Here is an 18,344-nt window from a genome sequence, read left to right on the forward strand (position 1 = left end):
ACCTTTAAAAAAGCCCGAGGGAAAATGCCCAGCCGATAATGACCGCCAGCGGCCCGGTCAACTGCCGGGAGAGCAGGAACGCCGGCACGCCTTTGGCGATAGTCTCCGGTTTCGCCTCCTGCATCGACAGGCCTACAGGCACGAAGTCACAGCCCACCTGGACGTTAATGGCGAACAGAGCAGGCAGTGCGAAGGCCGGGGAAATATTGCCCACGCCAATCTGGGTGCCAATCATCACGCCGATAACCTGCGAGATGGCGGCTCCGGGGCCAAGTATCGGAGACAGAAACGGAATGCCGCAGATAAACGACAGCAGCACCAGCCCCCAGAGCGAGTTGGCAAGCGGCGTCAGGGCGTGAGCGATAAGGCTACCCAGTGCGGTCTCCTGTACCACGGCAATCAGCACCGAGACGAAGGCCATAAACGGAATGACGTTGCGCAGGGAGACATCCACCGCCTCGCGGCTGGCGGCAAACAGCAGGGCTATGACCTGGCCCGTGGCGGTGCCGGTTTTCTCCACAAGGCGTACCACACGTGCCATGCCCTGTTCCGGCGGCTGATGCTCAGGCTCTGCGGTAGTCGCTGTCTCCGTTACGGTTTCTCTCGCGGCTGCCTGCTGGTTTCGCTGTTCAGGTTGTTCCAGCTGCGCCAGGGTGACGCCGGAAACGTAATTATCTTCCGTGATATAAGCCGCCAGCGGCCCGGCTTTGCCGGTAGGTAAAACGTTGATGGTCGGGATGCGTTTTTTCGGGTACAGCCCGCAGCGCAGCGAGCCGCCGCAGTTAATCACCACGCAGAGCAGCTCCTCATCCGGCGGCACGCAGGAAAAGCCGTTGACCACTTCCGACTTCGTGAGTAAGCCGATTTCGGTCGCGAGCGGATGGATGTCCCGCCCGGTGAGAGACAGCACCTTTTTGCCGCTGCCGATGGGTAACGACAGGCCGTTACCGTAGCCGCCGGGGCCTGGTGCGATATGAAGGATATTCATGATATGGCCTCCGAAATAACCAGATTCCCCTCTAAGTCTGCCAGTGACGGGCAGGTGCCGGAGAGATGCAGGCAGCCTGCATGACGGGCGTGAAGATTCGCGTCAAATATCAGGGTCAGATGAGCAAGCTCAAACAGATTGTGACGTGCCTCATGGCCGACAGCGGTGATCCGATACTCCTTCCCGGCCATCTGCAGCTGGCCATCGGGAAGTATTGGCAGGGTGGGATGCATAACTTCGGGGCGTAACGCCAGGGCGTAGTCGAGACAGTCCGCTGGTCCGTTGGCATCAAAGGTTATCAGCATCTTATATGCCAGACCGTCCTCCACTAATGGACCAGCCTGCACGATACGAGCACCGTAGATAATCATGATGTTGCCCTCCCGCCGGTATTGTTGCGGCTCAGGCGCAGGAACAGGTACTCGGTGATGATGCCTCTGATCAGACCGATAACAATGGCGGCGGCGATATAGCGCAATGCCAGTTCGGTGACAGGGAGGTGAAGGGCTTTTAAACCTGCAGCCACTCCGAGCCAGACAAACAGCTCCGACGGTACGACGTGGGGAAACAGGCTGGTTAGCGGATGGGCGGTGGTGCCAAGGGCATCTTCATAGCCGGGTTTGCTTTTTTCCGGCAAAAGTTTGCCGAGCGTGAGCGCGCCGGGGCTGCTCATAAAGAACCAGCCGAGCACCGGCAGCACGCCATAAGTGAGAATGCGTGAGCGACCAAACAGCGCCGCCACGCGCTGCATACGGGCTTCACCGGTGAGCTTCATCAGAAAGTTAATGGCCAGCAGCAGGGTAATGAGCATGGGGACGATGCCGCTCATCATATCGAGAAAGATCTTACCGGCAGCCTGGAACAGATGAATAAAACCTTCAGCAAGGGAGATAAAGAACATGGGCACCTCCTGCCTGAAGGCGTATTACAGCGGGTTGCAGTGCGACATCCTGGTTTTTTGTAGACATAAAAACTCCTCGTATTGGCACGATGTGAATGCCCTGGCCGGAGAAGAAAAATGCCGGGAACAGGGCGTTAGGGTTTCTCCTGAACGGGTAAACAGGGAGTGGGGTCGGCGATTTTTATGTTCGGCAGTGGTCTTCTGGGCAGACGGCACTCCTCCTGGCCGCGGTAACGGGTGGGCCAGATGGTCGCCGGGTGGATATTTAATGCGCCAGCGATCAGCCACTCGCCTTTGGGCCACGGGCGTGTCAGGGCGTTTGCCAGCGTGGAGGATGCCAGCCCCGCTTCTCGCGAGAGCGCAGCCAGGCTGGTGCCGCGTTTGTGCAGGGCAGCAATGATGTCTGCGGGGTGCCAGTTTTTTTTAGCCATTCCTTTTACCTCAACTAATTGTTATTTAGGTTAAAAATTGTGGCCCTTTAGGTTTGTTGTAATAAGTTGTTAAAAGGAGATCTAAAACATCGATACTAAGGATAACTTAGTAATATTTGTCAAAGCAACACTGAAAATTCCTCTGTTTGCTGGAAATGGAAGGGGGATCTCATGTTGACGCATCGTCTAAAAGAAGCGCGGATTAGGGCAGGTTTATCACAGGAACGCTTAGGTATACTCGCAGGGATTGACGAAGCCACGGCCAGCCCAAGGATGAATCAGTATGAGCGGGGAACGCATGCACCTGATTTTTCCTTGGCTTGTAAATTTGCCGAGGTATTGAACGTTCCGGCCTGCTATTTCTATACGGTTGATGATGAGCTGGCGGAATTAACGCTGAGCTGGGTCAAGCTTTCTTGTGCCGATAAAGAGAAGTTATTAGCTCAGGTTAAAGCCAGCATCACGTAATTAAAACGCCCGCACCAATCTCGCCGGGCTGCCAACATAAACCCCAGCCACCAAAATATCCTTCGTGACCACGCTGCCTGCGCCAATCACTGCGCCGCTGCAAATATGCGCCGTCAGAATGGTGCTGCCGCTGCCTATGGTGACGTTATCGCCGAGGGTGATGGCTATCCAGCTCTCCGGGTTGGGGTCTGGCCTGCCGCTGCGGAACAGGTCGTTGGCGAAGGTGACGCCGTGGCCGATAAAGCAGTTTTTGCCGGTGGTGACGTTTTCACACAGAAATGAATGCGACTGGATGCGGGTGCCGGAGCCGATCACGCAGTGACGCTGGATCTCAACAAAAGGCCCGACGAAGACGCCGTCCTGCAGCGTGCATTCGTAGAGGTTCACCGGCTCCACAACGGTGACGTCGTCGCTGGCAATCACGTCGCGAATGCCGCTTTTCAGTATTTTCATCCTGGTCTGCCCCGCTGCGTAGAGTGAATGCTATTAGACAGAAGTCCCGGTCTAACGACCAGCACTTTGTTAGCCGTGATGGAGGGCAAAGCTAACAGGTAATGTGCTCATCGGGATAACACAGCTGCTCGATAATCTGAATCTGTAAGCTCAATAATGCATAATATTTACACGGTAGCGAACTACTGCTTATGATACGGAATGCTCAGGATGGCATGGACCACAATACACAAGGAGGGTGTTTATGTCGGCGCTTCAATTCCCCTGTACGATATTCAAAACCCAGAAATGGATGGATGACTACGGTGCCAGCGATATGCGCTGTGGCGACCTGTCCGAGAATCAACTGAAATCACAGTTTCATCTGCTGGACGTTTCCAGCAGAGTGGATCCGTACACGCTGACGAAAATCACACCTTTCAGCCAGCCGCAGTCGATGTTTTATGGTTCCCGGGGCGAAGGTGAAAAAGTGACTCTACAGCAGTGTGCGGCGATCCTCTTTGACGAGTTCCGCGACTTATCCCGCACCTTTGCGTTATACGGTCCTTATAAACAGCTGATCGTGCAAATGATCGCCCATATGCAAAAAGGCAACGGGCAACCGTTCAGGCATATGCTGCTGGACAGGGCGTTAAGGGAGCATATTCTGAAAGACAGAACGGATAACAGTACATTATCGAGAATACAAAATGCGCTAACTGAGCACATTAATTGGTCTGATAATATTTATCCAGACGTTAAAAAGAATGAGCTAAAAAAATCAATTCTCGATGGTAAGCTTCCTAAATTTGACCGCCCTCAGGATAATTTTAACGGTATGGGAATCACCGTACATGATACCTGGGCGACAAATATTACGATTCAATCGTTACAGGTTGATAGCAACTGCTACACTGCGGTAATTAATTACCGGGTTCAGGATCACTTTGGTCTGGATAGCGATGACATCTCAAACCTCAAATTTAACCAGTTTCGCTTTTTTCGCATCTGGTTCGTACTCCAGCGCTACAATCAGTTTGCCTTTAAGCCTTTTATGACCAATATGGAAGCCACTGTTGAAATTACCGGAGACCGCAATGATATTTAAAAACAAGAAAATATTCGGTCTGCTATTTCTGATGGGTTGCATACTGCCTGGCTACTTGCTTTGGTTGTTATTAAGGCCTGTGGAGATTGTTGCAGTGCATGAGGATGGTAATCATGCTTCGGTTTTGGTCAATTTTTTCCCATTCACAGATAAAGGAAAGATAAGCTGGTGGCTGGAAAAAAAAGCAATGCTTAAAGATAAATATAGTATTCCTAAGCCTGATTCAGAGGGTTCTTTCACAATTGTCTTCTGGGATTTTGGCGATGGCTATAAGGAAGAAGGGAAATATGACAGGCGTTGCTTTGATGATATGAAAGCAAAAGAGAATTGCATTGAAAAGGATGCTGTTTTTTCTGTCAGCAACAGCAGGAATTTAGGAACTATTTTTACCGTATACGATGGAAAGTATCAACTGAAAGAAAATGGTAAAGTTGTTAAATACGAAAATAAGTACGAGGCCAAAGGGTTGCCTGTAGGCAGTGGAGATGAGCCATGAAGTTACAGGTGGACGAAAGTGGATTCAAAAATAAGAAAGCTATCTTAAAAAGGATTCAGTGTTTACCGTTATTAATAGTAAGTAGTTGAGGCTTGCATTTATTGTTGATGATGGAATTTAGCAAATGAATAAAAATGATAGGGTTTTAAGGGGTATATACGAGCCTTTTATAATGTTGGGTGCCTTTTGGACGGGTTGTTAAATCTTAATTTAACGGCCTGGCGATCTATGTAACGGGGATTGAAACATACCCGTGAAGTCCCGGCGCCGTATAGCAAAATAGTCACAGCGAAAGTGAGAAAAAAGTTATGAGAAAATATCTGTTAGCCGCTGCCGTCTTTTTGCTTGCCGGGTGTCCTGGACCGGGCGACAGAATGGTGCCGCGACAGTCCGCAGATGTTGTGACCAAAGGTCATTCTGTTTGTGTGGTGTCTCCGCTTGGCAGTGAAGAGCGCATAACGGCCGTACAAATTAACGAAGAGCAAGGGAACGCACTACACAAGACGTTCGATGATGCTCCTGTGTATGTCGCGAGGGGCGATTGCCTGCCGGTCTTTGGTTTTACCTTCTCTCCCGGCAAAAAATATTCCGTCGCTTACGATGTAAAATCTGATAGTTATTCCTCTCATTTGGTCACGACAGAGTTTTCTACAGCGGAGAACGCTTCCGGCGTAATCAGTATTCAGCCTCTGAATTAACCCCATCAGCACAAACCCCGGCCTCCTGGCCAGGGCTTTGCAACCTGCTACTTCGTATAAAACTTATAGGTCGCCGTATAAGGCACTTTCAGCGTTGCGCCAAACGTCGAACGGTCGCAGACCTTTGGGCCGGTTACGCAGCAGCGCGTGTCCACGCGCTGGATGCTGCTCACGTTGGCGAACAGGCCTGGTCAGCGGAGAAACCCAATGGTGGGTATCAAGACCGCAAGTTTACTTGTTCCATTAATAGAGCGTAGTGTGAGTTGAGGATCTGTTTATGGAACAAATAAAAGGGATCGTTAAAACAAATAATGTTGGATTGTTCTATAAAAAGGATATAGTTGCTTAATATGCTCTGTTTATGTAACAAAGAGATTTCAAATGGCTAAACCATCCACTCGAACCTACTCTCGTTATAGCCGTGATGCAGCGCGACTGCTGGGGCTGATGATTCGTACTGCGCGTATTGAACGTAAACTCACCGTTGAAGACCTGGCTGAACGCGCAGGTGTATCGCGTGGACTCGTTTATCGTGCCGAAGAAGGGGATATGGGGTGTGCAATTGGCGCGGTATTTGAACTGGCTACTATTGTCGGTGTTCCACTTTTTACACCCGACCAGGCATCGATGACGTTACATACCGCGAACGCAGAGAAAACTTTATCGCTGATGCCACGCTCAGTGCATCACTCCAGAAAGGTGATAAACGATGACTTCTGATAGTAGTCCCGACCGGGCATATGTATGGATCTGGTTGCCTGGCGCAGCGCAGCCGATTGTCGCAGGCGTGTTAACTCGTGATGGTAACAGGTTTATCTTCAACTACGGGCGCAGTTATCTGGAACGGGAAGATGCGATCCCTGTCTATGAGCCTGAACTCCCGCTGGTTCGCGGCGCAATTTTTCCCGGCGCCAGGGCTACAGCAGGCGAGCGCATTGCGTGATGCTGCCCCGGATGCCTGGGGGGCGTCGTGTTATTCTGAACCGGCTGATGGGGGCTCAGGGCAGGAATGCTGACCCTGACAAACTGGATGAACTGACATATTTGCTTGAGTCTGGCTCAGACAGGATTGGCGGGCTCGACTTCCAGCAATCCGCAACGGAATATGTACCGCGTGCGTCCCAAAGCGCATCTCTTGAAGAGTTGATGCGGGCTGCATCAATGGTCGAAAGTGGCGTACCGCTAACTCCGGAGCTGGAACAAGCGCTTTTTCACGGTAGTTCACTAGGCGGTGCGCGACCAAAGGCGATGATTGAGTCAGAGAATCGTAAGTTTATCGCAAAATTCTCCTCCTCCACGGATACCTATAATGTTGTTAAAGCTGAATATATCGCTATGCGACTGGCTGCCTGTGCTGGGTTAAATGTAGCACCTGTTCATCTCCGCCATACAGCGGGTAAAGACGTCATGCTTATTGAACGCTTTGACCGTATACCCAGCCATGCAGGATGGCAGCGCCGCCTGATGGTTTCAGCGCTGACTATTTTTGGTCTTGATGAGATGATGGCCAGATATGCGAGCTATGAGGAGTTGACGGATATTATTCGCCAGCGCTTCGAGGCACCTAAAGAGACATTACGAGAGCTGTTCGGGCGTCTGGTTTTTAATATTATTTGCGGTAACACTGACGATCACGCCAGAAATCATGCAGCATTTTGGGATGGTAAAAAACTGAGCCTGACGCCTGCTTATGATATTTGTCCTCAGGGCCGTTCTGGTAATGAAGCAACGCAGGCAATGCTGATTATTGGTGAAAACAGAATGAGCAATCTTGCGGTTTGCCTGTCGGCGGCGGCTAAATTTCTGCTAAGCGAGCAGGAAGCCATTGACGTTATTACACACTGTATCCGAACGGTTCACGAAAACTGGGCAGAGGTATGTAGTGAGGCTTCGTTGAGTGAAGTTGATCGCAACTTCTTGTGGGGGCGAGTGTTCCTCAACCCGTTTATTTTTGAAGCCAGCCCTGAAGCAATAGCACAGCTGCGTTGAGTCTTTCTTCTTGCCTATTGTTTAACGTCTGCTCGATAGATATCGACTTAATATTGCTGGCGTTAACGTTATTTCTCTCTCGGTTTCAGCGCATTGCGCTCTTTTTCATTACGGCTTCCAACAGAAACCCCGGCCTTCCGGCCAGGGCTTTGCAACCTGCTACTTCGTATAAAACTTATAGGTCGCCGTGTAAGGCACTTTCAGCGTTGCGCCAAAGGTGGCCGGGTCGCAGACCGTTGGTCCGGTTACGCCGCCACGCGTGTCTACGCGCTGGATGCTGCTCACGTTGGCGAACAGGCCTGGCTGGGCCTCTGAGGTGCCGGTTAGCAGCAGCCACGGAATCGAGCCTTTATCTTTCGACGGGCGGGTGGCGCTCAGCGCACCGGCGACCACGCTGCCGTCCGTTGCCTGCCAGTGCGGGCCGTCGAAGTGCTTACCGACGAGATGCTTCAGGCCTTTGTCGCTGAACAGGTCGGCTTCCGGGGCCTGGAATACCCAGCTCCCGGTTTTGGCCTCGGCGTCCGCCGCCGCGCAGCGGTAGATTTGCACGCCACGGGCATAAAGCTCGGTTTGCAGATGCTCGCCTTTAGGAGCGTCGATAGAAGTCTCTGCCGCGTTCGCCAGGGCCGGTACTCCGCCCATCACCATCGCAAGGCATGCGGTCGTTAAGAAGCGCTTGCTCATGACGTGACTCCGCACACCATACGCGCACCGCCGCCGCCGAGCATTGCTGGGTGGTCAGAGTGGTTATCGCCGCCGGCGTGGATCATCAGCGAGTGGCCTTTAAGGTCAGACATACGCAGGCGAGGAGCCAGCACCGGGTAGGTTGCCGTGCCGTCGCTGTTTACGTACAGCGCAGGCAGGTCGCCAAGGTGGCCGTTGCCCCATGGGCCTTCGTGCTTGCCGGTGTGGGCCGGATCTAAGTGGCCGCCCGCCGCCAGGCCAGCCACCATTTTGCCGTCCTGCATGGCGGGGCCGCAGTCAGGATTAGTGTGAACATGGAAGCCGTGAATACCCGGCGGCAGGCCTTTCAGATCAGGCGTAAACAGCACGCCATACTGAGTGGCGTGGTATTCAACGGTACCCGCCGGGGTGGAGGTGCCGTTGGCGTCGACGGTGTTCATGGTCACGGTGGCGGCCTGCGCCAGGCCGGTACAGGCGAGGGCAGTAATACAAAGCGTCTGTTTCAGCGTTTTTAACATGTTCATCGGTTAACCCTGTAATTTTATCTGATGGTGCAAAGAGTCAGATGTCGCAAAATTTTGTGCTGCGTCTTGTGCGCGGCAGCATGCTGGTTATAACAAACTGTTTTGCGGCGCGTTTAATTGCTCTGATAGGTAAAATTGTGGCATGCGTTTCAGCGTGAAGATTTTTAAAATCATATTTTTCATTAGGTTAACCTTTGATTGTGACCGATTATCGGGGATGCCTGAATGAAAACGAAGGTGCCTTAAGCGGCAAAACCAGGGAGTGCAAACGACCTGCTAACGATCGTTAAAAATTATGTCGCTGTCGTGTCTTAAATAAAGAATAGATGATTGAGCTGAATGGGGGGTGACTTGTCGCTTAAAATAGCGAGTTTTTTAAAAAGCCTTTAATTTTCATTTGGCTCGATAAATGAGAGATATCCGAATAGAAAAAGGGCCGCTTAGCGGCCCTTAAAGTGAATAAAACGATTTAAGCGAGTGGCCGGGAGCCGATCGTGCGGGCGCTTTTAATCCACGCCACGGAGCCCATCACCGCAATCGCCGTCAGCAGAATGTACTCCAGCGACATGGCATATACGCCCTGAATGGCGTAGATCACCACGCTAATCACGTCGATAACCACCCACAGCAGCCAGTTTTCAACGTATTTACGCGTCATCAGCACCATCGCGGCAATCGACAGAATCAGCATGGCGGAGTCCCACAGCGGGAAGGCATCCGGCTGAAGCTGAGGCATATCAACCGCGACGCCGAGGCTATGCATAATGCTCACCGCGATGCGGGTCAGCACGGCGAAGACCGGATCGATAAAGAAGGTCATCAGCGCGATGGCGACCAGGCAAACCGCTGCCAGCGTGAACGCCTTGCTGCGCGATAGCCAGCGGATCTTCAGCGCGGCCTCGTTGGCCTCGTTCTGACGGCTCCACGCGTACCAGCCGTAAAGGTTGGCGACGAAGAAGAACACCTGCAGCAGCAGGCTGGCGTAAAGCTGGATCTGGAAGAAGATCGCCGCAAACAGCGTGACGTTAATCAGGCCGAACAGGTAGTTGATGATTTTCTCTTTGCTGGCGAACCAGATGCAGAGCAGGCCGAAAACGGTGCCGATGGCCTCGATCCACGAGAGCGCGTAGCCGCCTTCGCCAAGCGGAATGGTGACCATTACATTCTTAATGCTGAAGAAATCCATGATTACTGCTCCTGGCTGTCAAGGTAGAGCGCTTCGAGGGCGAGTAAGATCTCGCGGGATTCACCCTGCTGGCAGGAGTGTTCCTGCTGCTGGTAGTTATTAATGCCTTCTTCCAGGCTGCCGCTGTGCTCAACCACTACGTTAAGCACGGAGGCGATGCGCAGGCCGCGCAGCGCACCCACCACCATCAGCGGAGCCGTTTCCATATCTGCGGCAAGAATGCCCTTGCCGGACCAGAACTGATTAATCTCGTCTTCGCGGTCGGTGTAGAAACTGTCGTGGCTCCGCACGTAACCGCTGTGGCTGGCGTAGCCCAGGCGTTTGGCCTGCTGAATCAGGTGGTGAACCAGGCCGATGTCCGCGCAGGCTGGGTAGCCCTTGTCGACGTACATCGCGCTGGTGCCTTCATCCCGCACGGCGGCGGTGGCGATAACGAGGTCACCGAGGCGAATGTGGTTTTGCATCGCCCCGCAGCTGCCGATGCGGATCAGGTTAGTGACGCCAATCTGGCGCAGCTCTTCCACGGCGATGGCGGTAGAAGGCCCGCCCATGCCGGTGGACATAACCAGCACTTCTACGCCGCGGAACCAGCCGCGCAGGGCGCGATATTCCCGGTTGCTGCCGAAGTCTTCTACGTTTTCCAGAAACCGGGCAACGTGTTCAACGCGTTTTGGATCGCCCGGCAGGAGCGCATAACGGGCGTGCGTCATCTCCCGGCTGAGCCGGATATGGGGCTGAAGTTGGGTCATGATATTTTACCTGGCGTAAAGCGAGCCGTTTTAATGGCTCAGAACTGGCTGCTGTTATTTAATGTTCGGCGTGCTGACGCAGGCGTAGAGGGTCGAGAACCTGAATCTGCTCGCCGTGAATCGCGATAATATTGTCTTCCCGCAGTTCGGATAAAATCCGGTTGATACTGCGGGGCGCCACCGCAAACTGCTCGCTTAATTGCTGCTTGTTAAGCGGGATATTGCCCCGTATCTGCTGGTGCTTTTGCCATAGCACCAGGCAGATACGCTGATGTAACGAATAAAGAATGTCTTCTCCGGCCTTTTTGGATAGCTGATAATATTGATCGCTAACGGCCTGTAATATTTTTTGATTAAAGTAATTATCTAATGCCAGCCAACGGCAAAAATCCTCTCGCGTCAGCACCAGCAGCGCTGAGTCGCTAACCGCTTCTACCGAGCAGATGTATTGCCGCCGCTCGAAGATTTCCAGCTCGCCCAGGATGTCGCCTTTTTTATAGCGTGCCTGGGAGTATTTTCGCCCGTCGTCTGCGGTGGTGAAGACGTCGATATCCCCTTTGATGATCAGGTGGAACTCGTTGCAAATTTCACCCTGGCGGAATATCAGCGAACCACGAGGGTAATGTTTCAGCTGCCAGCTGCGCAGAATATCCAGCGGGCAGTACTTCAGCAGTTCATACAGCGCCGGGTCGCCGGTCACTCTTTCAATGACGCTTAGCCAGTCGCTTTGTCTGCTCTCGTTCTTCATGCTGTTCACTATAAAATTTCCCGTCAAATAAGGACAGGACGGCCGTCCCGCGTTGCCCACAGATTAGCGTGAAAAGTGCCAGCGGGATCTGAAATCCGCATCGCGGCCGGGACATTTGTCCCGCAGGTTCGCTGGAGGAGTGGGCGACCTGGCTGTTTTTCGTACATACTGTTTTTGTAGTTTACCCGATCTATTAACTGTTTATGATGTTCATCAAGGAGTTAACATGTCTGGTTGGTTCGAATTAAGTAAAAGCAGCGACGGGCAGTTCAAGTTTGTGCTCAAGGCCGGTAATGGGGAAGTGGTGCTCACCAGCGAACTGTATAAAACCCGCGCCTCGGCGGACAATGGTATCGCCTCCGTGCGCGCTAATAGCCCGCTGGACGAACGCTACGATAAGAAGGTCGCCAGCAACGGGAAATTCTATTTTAACCTCAAGGCCGGGAATCATCAGGTGATTGGCACCAGCCAGATGTACGCCACGGAACAGTCGCGCGATAAAGGCGTTGCCTCGGTGAAAAATAACGGGGGAACGGAAACGGTGAAGGATAAGATTTAACCGGAGCCAGGGGCGGCTGGCGCGTGCAATGCGTAACATCCCCAGGGGGACGTTTTCGCAAGACTGCGCAGGCCGCTTTTTTTCGGATGTCGCGCAGAACAGTTTGCTGTTTTTCGCTGTGAGCCTCGCAGTAAAAATAAGAGTGAAATCTCCTCCCTGGAGCTTATCGCGATGCCGCATCGGGATATATCGGAAGGCAAAAGCCAAAAACCGCATCCATAGCTCAAAAAACGTTCGTCAGCAGGTTGATACTCAAAACAGAGCATATGACTTACTCACAAGTTAGCTCACAGAGGGATATGCTGATGAATAAAGAACTACAGGCAGTGAAGAATTTTGATTTCCTGGCGCGCAGCTTTGCGCATATGCAGGCTTCAGGGCAGCAAGTGGATCTCCAGGCCGTGACCGGCAATATGAACAGCGAGCAAAAAGCCTGGTTTTACGAACGCTTCAACCACTACTGCTTAGAAGCGCCGCGGGCCAACGAGCTCGAACACTGAAATAACGTGCCATCTGACCTAAAGCCGAATCATATATTCGGCTTTTTAACCCCCAGAGGCGCTCTTTTAAAGATCGAGCCAGGGTAAACGCCTGCGCGTTCGCGAGGACGACTCTGCTATTGCTTTCGCAATCGACGCTCCAATTTCTGCGCACACGGTAAGCCCTTGCACAAACGGCTGGTCGTGCATCAGGTATGGCAGCGCGCCAAACGCGATGCGTCCGCGAGCGCACTCGGGTGAAAGGAGCGTATAGTCTTCGCCGACGTCGGGGATCTCATCTCCGCAGGCCTCCAGCTGCTGCCTTAGCCTGGCGAACGGCAGATCTCTCGTTTTCAGCGGCTTTTGCCCTCGCGCATCGATAAAGACATCGAACCTTCGGCTTTCCCCGTCTACGGTGATGACCGTCTGGCTCTCTTTCACGTCCAGAGTATACTCCTGCCCCAGCGCCGAGATGTTAATGAGCCCCGCCTCACGCAGAGCCAGCAGGCGGCGGATCGATTCCGAGGGAATAGCCGCATAGTTATCGATAAAGACTCGCGCAATACCCGCGCTGAAGCGCTTTCTGTCTTTTTCATTAAGATGAGGCATGCTGTCCTGTACGGCTTCATGCAGCCGCAGAATGGCATAACGCCAGGGCACCGTTCGCCTGTCGCGCTTGTTGCGTTCAACTTCAATCAGGTTGGCACTGGCCCAGCGAAAAGGATCGTGCGTACGGCGATCGGCAAACCAGGCGTGGGCAAAACTGTCGGCATTCAGCGTTCTCAGGCCTATCGACTTGCTCCACGCCGGGTCGGCCAGCTCGACTTCCTCCACCATCAGCCGGAAGATCCTGTCGAGCAGGCCCTCTGAGCCAGCGGCAATCTCTTTTTCCACCGCCTGCGCGGTGACGATGGATAAAGGTTCATAGGGGATAGGGCAGTAAAAATCGGCCTCCGGGAGAATGCCGGAGCGGGACATCAGGGAGATCTCCAGCCCTTCGCTGCCCTCGTCACGGTAAAATGCAAGAGACCCGTCATCTGCCTGTACAAACTCGCCGTGCTGCATCACGACGGCCATCGCGGCGTCTATCCCGCTGAGCGAGGTGCCCAAAATACCGACCTTACAGGGGGGGATTTGGGCTTCCATCAGCCCTGACCAGGGGCTGGGAAAGAAAGTTCGTGTGGCTTCGCTTTCATCCGGCCAGACATGGCCGGTGGCGATGACGGCGAGGTCAAAATGCTCTGCTACCGGCTCTCCCTGCCTCCACAGCCGCACGCCTTCGGGCGTCGCTTTCAGGTCGGTTACCTGGCAGGATTCATGGACTTCCAGGGTAAAGCCCAGCTGCTTTGCCTGCGCCACAAGCTGCAGAAACTGGTCGCGAAAGTACTCCCCCAGCAAAATACGCGGTAAAAACTGACGAACGTGCAGGGAGTCGCGCTCAACGCCGTAGCGTGCGAGGTGGCTTTTACTCTGCCTGCGCAGCCAGTCAATGTAGGAGGAAAAAACCGGCGGGATTTCAATACTGGCAATGTTTGCCAGCATCATCCGCGAGTTATCTTCATTGCTGTAAGGCATGCCGATACCCGCCTCCCGCGCCTGTTCATATATTGAAATGGCCAGCGGAGGTGTGTTCTTGATCAGGGCGTGAAGAGTATAAATTCCCGTTGGCCCTGCGCCGATAATCGCTACCTTTTTCATCGAGGCTTCCCCATCATTATTGTTATCGTGTCCGTTACCGCCGGACTTCTATCCGGAAGCACAACCCTTTCTGATAAGTGTGGTAGAAAACGGGTATTGAGCCAGGGCAATCACCTGGATGTGTTAGGAATAATTTATTCCTTTGCTGTGTCTTGATTTGTGATGATATAAAGCTGCTTCCCGTGATAACTGTCACATCAGTGGAATAAAAAATTCCTTATTATGGCGCTAACTTTTGACGATGGGATCCCCGATGAAGATCAATTTAAGCAAGCTGGTGACTGAAAGCCGTAACGCGGCCAGCGCGGCGATCGATACGCTCTCCACCCTTGATATGCTGATGGTTATCAATAACGAAGACAAACAGGTGCCGTTGGCGGTTGAGGCGACGCTGCCACAGGTGGCTCAGGTAGTGGATAAAGTAGTGGAGGCCTTCGCCCAGGGCGGCAGGCTTATTTATAGCGGGGCGGGGACGTCGGGCCGTCTGGGGATCCTCGATGCAAGCGAATGCCCGCCCACCTTTGGCACGCCGCGTGAACAGGTCGTCGGGCTGATTGCCGGCGGCCATCCGGCCATTTTACAGGCGGTGGAGAACGCTGAAGACAGCCGTGAAATGGGCGAGCAGGATCTGCGTAACCTGAATTTTAACGAGCGCGACGTTCTGGTGGGCATTGCCGCCAGCGGCCGCACGCCTTACGTGCTGGGCGCGATGGCCTATGCAAAAAGCGTTGGCGCGACCGTCGCCGCTATCTCCTGTAACCCCGGCAGCGAAATGAGCCAGGCGGCAGATATCGCCGTTGAGCCCGTCGTTGGCCCGGAGATCGTCACCGGCTCTTCACGCATGAAGGCAGGAACGGCGCAAAAGCTGATCCTGAATATGATCACCACCGGGTCGATGATCCGCAGCGGCAAAGTCTACGGCAACCTGATGGTGGACGTCGAGGCGACTAACGCCAAGCTGATCCAGCGCCAGATCAATATCGTGGTGGAGGCAACCGAATGCAGCCCTGAACAGGCTGAAGAGGCGCTCAGAGCCAGCAAACGTCACTGTAAAACGGCGATCTTCATGCTGCTGAGCGGCCTGTCTGCCGAAGAGGCCAGCAGGCTTCTGGCACAACATCAGGGCTTTATACGTAAAGCATTGCAGGGGTTAAAAGGATAGCGATGGCGAAAATCACCGGCTCGATGATGGAACAAATCCTGCGCCTGACGGGCGGCAGCGGCAATATTCTTGTCTGCGGCAACTGCATGACGCGCCTCAGGCTAACGCTCAGCAACAGGGATCTCGTTCAGCACGATGAGCTGAAAAAAATTCCCGGCGTGATGGGCGTGGTCAACGGCGACGATCAGCTGCAGATCATTCTTGGCCCCGGCAAAGCGCAAACCGCCAGCGAGCTGATGAATGCGATGCTTAAGCAGGGGGATCAAAGCGAGCCGGAGCCAGGTGAAAAGGCGGATTTAGCCGCGCTCGCCAGCCAGAACAAAAAGCAGATGAAGGCGAAGCAGAACAGCGCGGTGCATAACTTCCTCACCAAATTTGCCACCATCTTCACGCCGCTGATCCCGGGCTTTATCGCCGCCGGGCTGCTGCTGGGAATTGCCACGCTGCTGCAGCAGACGCTGGTGGTTGAGGGAACAGCCCCTGCGGCGTGGCTCACCCAGCTTATCGCCTACATGAAGGTGTTCAGCATCGGGCTGTTTACCTTCCTGAGCATTCTTATCGGCTTCAATACCCAGAAGGCGTTTGGCGGCACCGGGGTGAACGGGGCAATCATCGCCTCGCTGTTTATTCTGCGCTACGTCCCGGAAGGTAAAGTTGGTTATTACGCGGGGATGGACACCTTCTTTGGGCTGACGATCGACCCGCGCGGCAACATTATCGGCGTGCTGCTGGCGTGTATGCTCGGCGCGTGGATCGAACGTCAGGTGCGGCGCGTGATCCCGGATAATCTGGACATGATCCTCACTTCAACGATCACGCTGCTGATTACCGGGGCGATCACCTTTGTGGCGATTATGCCCATCGGCGGCGAGCTGTTTAAAGGGATGTCGTGGCTCTTTATGCACCTGAACGGTAACCCGTTCGGCACGGCAATTCTGGCCGGGCTGTTCCTGATTGCCGTGGTGTTTGGTATTCATCAGGGCTTTGTGCCGGTCTACTTCGCGCTGATGGATGCCCAGGGCTTCAACTCGCTGTTCCCGATTCTGGCGATGGCCGGCGCGGGGCAGGTGGGTGCGGCGCTGGCGCTGTTTGCCCGCTCGCCAAAAGGCTCGGTGCTGCGTACGCAAATTAAAGGGGCTATTATTCCCGGCCTGCTGGGCATCGGTGAACCGCTGATTTACGGCGTGACGCTGCCGCGCCTCAAGCCATTTATCACCGCCTGTATCGGCGGCGGCATCGGCGGCTTCTTCATTGGGCTGGTGGCCTGGCTGGGCCTGCCGGTCGGGTTGAATACCGTCTTTGGGCCTTCCGGCTTAGTGTCGATTCCGCTGATGACCTCAAACCAGGGGATCTTCGCCGGCATGGCGGTTTACGTCGCCGGGATCGTTATCGCCTATGCCGCCGGTTTTATCATGACGTGGTGTTTTGGCAGCAAGAACGTTGATTTAAGCTGAGTTCACCGCGCTTTAGCGGCCTGGCGCAGCGCGCGTGGTGTTATCTGGAAGCGTTTCTGAAAACGAGCGGTAAAGCGAGAAGGGCACAGATAGCCGTTCTCTCTGGCCACCTCGCTTATCGGCGTGTGCGTTGTCTGGATGGCGGCGAGGGCGTTACTCAGCCTCACGTCATCCAGCAGGTTCTGGAAGCTTTCGCCTTCGGCGGCAAGGTGGCGGCGCAGCGTTGAGGCGGACATAAACAGCTGACGCGCCATTTCCGGGGCCGTCCAACGTGCGCCCGGGTTTGCCAGCAGAAGGTTCTGGCAGCGGCTGACCAGCGAATCCTGTGGATGAGAGAGGAAAAGATCACTGATGTTGTTCTTACCCAGCGTCAGCAAAATCGCCATCGCAAGGTGCTCTAACACCTGGCCCGGCAGCTTTTTCTGCAGGGCGCTTTTTAACTGTTCCCAGCAGAAAAGCAGCTCCTCATTTTGCCGTATACAAAAGCCTCGTTTGCTCTCTTCCTGCGGCTCCAGCGGATAAAACTGCCGAAAGCGCTGAATTAATCCCGGCGGCAGGTAGAGCATTTCCGCCAGATAAAAACCGCCTTCGGGGTGATTAGCAATGCCAAACTCATGGCCGGAGGGAAACAGGATTATCTGGCTGTTATTGGCAATATCACTTTGCTCACCCCAGCTCACCACTTTTTTCCCCTGACGAATACGGCATAAGGCAGGCATCAGCAGTTTAACCCGATGGAGTTCGTGGGCCTGATACATGCGAATTTCCTGTATCGCCACGCGCGACTCTGCTTCTGCCTGCATAGTAACTCCTTACTTGATACCGTAGATCGGAACCACTTCTGCCGTGGCTATCTTGTTGGCGGTCAGCATGTAGCCGACCAGGGCGCCGCTGGCATTGGCGTCAATCGGCAGCTTATCGGTTTTTAATGCCCAGACTTTAAAGTGGTAATGATGCGGTTGATCGCCCTTCGGGGGGCACGCGCCACCAAATCCGGCATAGCCATAATCATTTCTGCCCTGTACGGCGCCCGCCGGGAGCTTTGTGCCGTCTTTATTTCCCGCGTCGTCGGCAAGGGACGTCACGGAGGCCGGGATATTCACTACCGTCCAGTGCCACCAGCCGCTGCCGGTGGGGGCATCAGGGTCGTAGGCGGTCACGGCAAAGCTTTTGGTGCCTTTTGGCGCACCCGACCAGCTTAGCTCGGGCGACTGATTGCCCCCGGAGCAACCAAAGCCTTCGAATACCTGCGCTTTTGCGAGCGGCATACCGGTTTTGATCTCGCTACTTTTTACCTGAAACCCAGCGGCCTCGGCAGATAACGACAAAAATGCCAGCGTGGCGACAGCGATATGCTTTTTCATAACGACCTCTTGCTTGTTGGAATAATGCTGATTTTATGGAAGCCGTGAAAGGAGTTTCGTGCAGAACGGCGCGGCTATCGTGCCAAAAAAGTCAGAAAGGGTTTATTGGCGGCCGGAAAAGAAACGTTTTTAATCATTTATTTCCCGCAAACCAGGGCGAATATTTTATTTATTGCCGTGCAATAGCTATCGATTCTCACTTTTTTACTAAGGCCAGAAAGGCATT

23 protein-coding genes and 1 pseudogene are annotated in these 18,344 nt (G+C 53.8%); 10 read left to right on the plus strand and 14 right to left on the minus strand.

The window, feature by feature from the left end; all coding sequences use genetic code 11:
- Positions 1 to 4: 4 nt before the first annotated feature.
- The 4 genes from srlE to EL098_RS02355 form a co-directional block, all read right to left on the minus strand.
- Positions 5 to 988 carry a PTS glucitol/sorbitol transporter subunit IIB gene (gene srlE, locus EL098_RS02340; protein WP_126354481.1) on the minus strand — a complete coding sequence of 328 codons (984 nt, stop codon included), beginning with the start codon at positions 986 to 988 and terminating at the stop codon, positions 5 to 7.
- The gene (locus tag EL098_RS02345; RefSeq protein WP_126354482.1) at positions 985 to 1,359 is read right to left on the minus strand and encodes a PTS glucitol/sorbitol transporter subunit IIA; all 375 of its coding nucleotides are present in this window, start codon (positions 1,357 to 1,359) and stop codon (positions 985 to 987) included. Before EL098_RS02345 ends, srlE begins: the two co-directional genes overlap by 4 nt.
- Positions 1,356 to 1,889, minus strand: a complete 534-nt coding sequence (srlA, locus tag EL098_RS02350) for a PTS glucitol/sorbitol transporter subunit IIC (protein ID WP_126354483.1) — start codon at positions 1,887 to 1,889, stop codon at positions 1,356 to 1,358. Before srlA ends, EL098_RS02345 begins: the two co-directional genes overlap by 4 nt.
- Before the next feature lie 134 nt (positions 1,890 to 2,023).
- Complete coding sequence (locus EL098_RS02355; RefSeq protein ID WP_126354484.1) at positions 2,024 to 2,320, minus strand: helix-turn-helix domain-containing protein; 297 nt, start codon at positions 2,318 to 2,320, stop codon at positions 2,024 to 2,026.
- A 171-nt stretch (positions 2,321 to 2,491) separates the two neighbouring features.
- On the opposite strand from EL098_RS02355, the gene EL098_RS02360 reads away from it, so the two are divergent.
- Positions 2,492 to 2,788, plus strand: a complete 297-nt coding sequence (locus tag EL098_RS02360; protein WP_126354485.1) for a helix-turn-helix transcriptional regulator — start codon at positions 2,492 to 2,494, stop codon at positions 2,786 to 2,788.
- Here EL098_RS02360 and EL098_RS02365 read toward each other — a convergent pair whose 3' ends face one another.
- Complete coding sequence (locus tag EL098_RS02365; RefSeq protein ID WP_126354486.1) at positions 2,789 to 3,241, minus strand: acyltransferase; 453 nt, start codon at positions 3,239 to 3,241, stop codon at positions 2,789 to 2,791.
- A gap of 244 nt (positions 3,242 to 3,485) precedes the next feature.
- On the opposite strand from EL098_RS02365, the gene EL098_RS02370 reads away from it, so the two are divergent.
- From EL098_RS02370 to EL098_RS02380, 3 genes are all read left to right on the plus strand, one after another.
- Positions 3,486 to 4,328, plus strand: coding sequence for a DUF3289 family protein (locus EL098_RS02370; protein ID WP_126354487.1), 843 nt, complete (start codon positions 3,486 to 3,488; stop codon positions 4,326 to 4,328).
- A complete protein-coding gene (locus EL098_RS02375) occupies positions 4,318 to 4,824 on the plus strand; it encodes a DUF943 family protein (protein ID WP_126354488.1) in 507 nt (168 codons plus the stop codon). Before EL098_RS02370 ends, EL098_RS02375 begins: the two co-directional genes overlap by 11 nt.
- Before the next feature lie 308 nt (positions 4,825 to 5,132).
- Positions 5,133 to 5,522, plus strand: a complete 390-nt coding sequence (locus tag EL098_RS02380; protein WP_126354489.1) for a putative T6SS immunity periplasmic lipoprotein — start codon at positions 5,133 to 5,135, stop codon at positions 5,520 to 5,522.
- Between the two features lie 47 nt (positions 5,523 to 5,569).
- On the opposite strand, the gene EL098_RS02385 is transcribed toward EL098_RS02380, so the two are convergent.
- On the minus strand, positions 5,570 to 5,695 hold the full coding sequence (locus EL098_RS02385) for a DUF3455 domain-containing protein (protein WP_232012293.1): 126 nt from the start codon (positions 5,693 to 5,695) through the stop codon (positions 5,570 to 5,572).
- A gap of 208 nt (positions 5,696 to 5,903) precedes the next feature.
- Here EL098_RS02385 and EL098_RS02390 point away from each other — a divergent pair, with 208 nt between their 5' ends.
- Entirely contained in the window at positions 5,904 to 6,242 is a 339-nt protein-coding gene (locus EL098_RS02390) for a helix-turn-helix domain-containing protein (protein WP_126354490.1), read from the plus strand.
- Positions 6,232 to 7,511 (plus strand): annotated as a pseudogene (locus EL098_RS02395) (type II toxin-antitoxin system HipA family toxin). Before EL098_RS02390 ends, EL098_RS02395 begins: the two are co-directional and overlap by 11 nt.
- Before the next feature lie 159 nt (positions 7,512 to 7,670).
- On the opposite strand, the gene EL098_RS02400 reads toward EL098_RS02395, so the two are convergent.
- The 5 genes from EL098_RS02400 to EL098_RS02420 form a co-directional block, all read right to left on the minus strand.
- The gene (locus EL098_RS02400; protein ID WP_126354491.1) at positions 7,671 to 8,195 is read right to left on the minus strand and encodes a DUF3455 domain-containing protein; all 525 of its coding nucleotides are present in this window, start codon (positions 8,193 to 8,195) and stop codon (positions 7,671 to 7,673) included.
- Positions 8,192 to 8,719, minus strand: a complete 528-nt coding sequence (gene sodC / locus EL098_RS02405) for a superoxide dismutase family protein (protein WP_197718533.1) — start codon at positions 8,717 to 8,719, stop codon at positions 8,192 to 8,194. Before sodC ends, EL098_RS02400 begins: the two co-directional genes overlap by 4 nt.
- 469 nt (positions 8,720 to 9,188) lie before the next feature.
- On the minus strand, positions 9,189 to 9,905 hold the full coding sequence (gene pnuC, locus EL098_RS02410; protein WP_126354492.1) for a nicotinamide riboside transporter PnuC: 717 nt from the start codon (positions 9,903 to 9,905) through the stop codon (positions 9,189 to 9,191).
- Positions 9,906 to 9,907: 2 nt separating this feature from the next.
- On the minus strand, positions 9,908 to 10,654 hold the full coding sequence (locus tag EL098_RS02415) for a nucleoside phosphorylase (protein ID WP_126354493.1): 747 nt from the start codon (positions 10,652 to 10,654) through the stop codon (positions 9,908 to 9,910).
- Between the two features lie 58 nt (positions 10,655 to 10,712).
- The gene (locus EL098_RS02420) at positions 10,713 to 11,411 is read right to left on the minus strand and encodes a Crp/Fnr family transcriptional regulator (RefSeq protein WP_408609094.1); all 699 of its coding nucleotides are present in this window, start codon (positions 11,409 to 11,411) and stop codon (positions 10,713 to 10,715) included.
- A gap of 217 nt (positions 11,412 to 11,628) precedes the next feature.
- On the opposite strand from EL098_RS02420, the gene EL098_RS02425 reads away from it, so the two are divergent.
- Positions 11,629 to 11,961: a YegP family protein gene (locus EL098_RS02425; RefSeq protein WP_126354494.1), complete on the plus strand. Its 333-nt coding sequence runs from the start codon at positions 11,629 to 11,631 to the stop codon at positions 11,959 to 11,961.
- Positions 11,962 to 12,260: 299 nt separating this feature from the next.
- On the plus strand, positions 12,261 to 12,461 hold the full coding sequence (locus tag EL098_RS02430; protein ID WP_126354495.1) for a glycogen synthesis protein GlgS: 201 nt from the start codon (positions 12,261 to 12,263) through the stop codon (positions 12,459 to 12,461).
- 66 nt (positions 12,462 to 12,527) lie between these two features.
- On the opposite strand, the gene EL098_RS02435 is transcribed toward EL098_RS02430, so the two are convergent.
- Positions 12,528 to 14,138, minus strand: coding sequence for an FAD-NAD(P)-binding protein (locus EL098_RS02435; protein ID WP_126354496.1), 1,611 nt, complete (start codon positions 14,136 to 14,138; stop codon positions 12,528 to 12,530).
- A 253-nt stretch (positions 14,139 to 14,391) separates the two neighbouring features.
- On the opposite strand from EL098_RS02435, the gene murQ reads away from it, so the two are divergent.
- Both murQ and murP read left to right on the plus strand, forming a co-directional pair.
- On the plus strand, positions 14,392 to 15,300 hold the full coding sequence (murQ, locus tag EL098_RS02440) for an N-acetylmuramic acid 6-phosphate etherase (RefSeq protein ID WP_126354497.1): 909 nt from the start codon (positions 14,392 to 14,394) through the stop codon (positions 15,298 to 15,300).
- Between the two features lie 2 nt (positions 15,301 to 15,302).
- Positions 15,303 to 16,754 (plus strand): PTS N-acetylmuramic acid transporter subunit IIBC, encoded by a 1,452-nt coding sequence (murP, locus tag EL098_RS02445; protein ID WP_126354498.1) that lies wholly within the window; start codon positions 15,303 to 15,305, stop codon positions 16,752 to 16,754.
- Between the two features lie 2 nt (positions 16,755 to 16,756).
- On the opposite strand, the gene EL098_RS02450 is transcribed toward murP, so the two are convergent.
- Entirely contained in the window at positions 16,757 to 17,557 is an 801-nt protein-coding gene (locus EL098_RS02450; protein ID WP_126354499.1) for a helix-turn-helix transcriptional regulator, read from the minus strand.
- Between the two features lie 9 nt (positions 17,558 to 17,566).
- Positions 17,567 to 18,118, minus strand: a complete 552-nt coding sequence (locus EL098_RS02455; RefSeq protein ID WP_126354500.1) for a kinase inhibitor — start codon at positions 18,116 to 18,118, stop codon at positions 17,567 to 17,569.
- Positions 18,119 to 18,344: the final 226 nt, after the last annotated feature.

The sequence above is a fragment of the Cedecea lapagei genome, assembly GCF_900635955.1.
Classification (GTDB): domain Bacteria; phylum Pseudomonadota; class Gammaproteobacteria; order Enterobacterales; family Enterobacteriaceae; genus Cedecea; species Cedecea lapagei.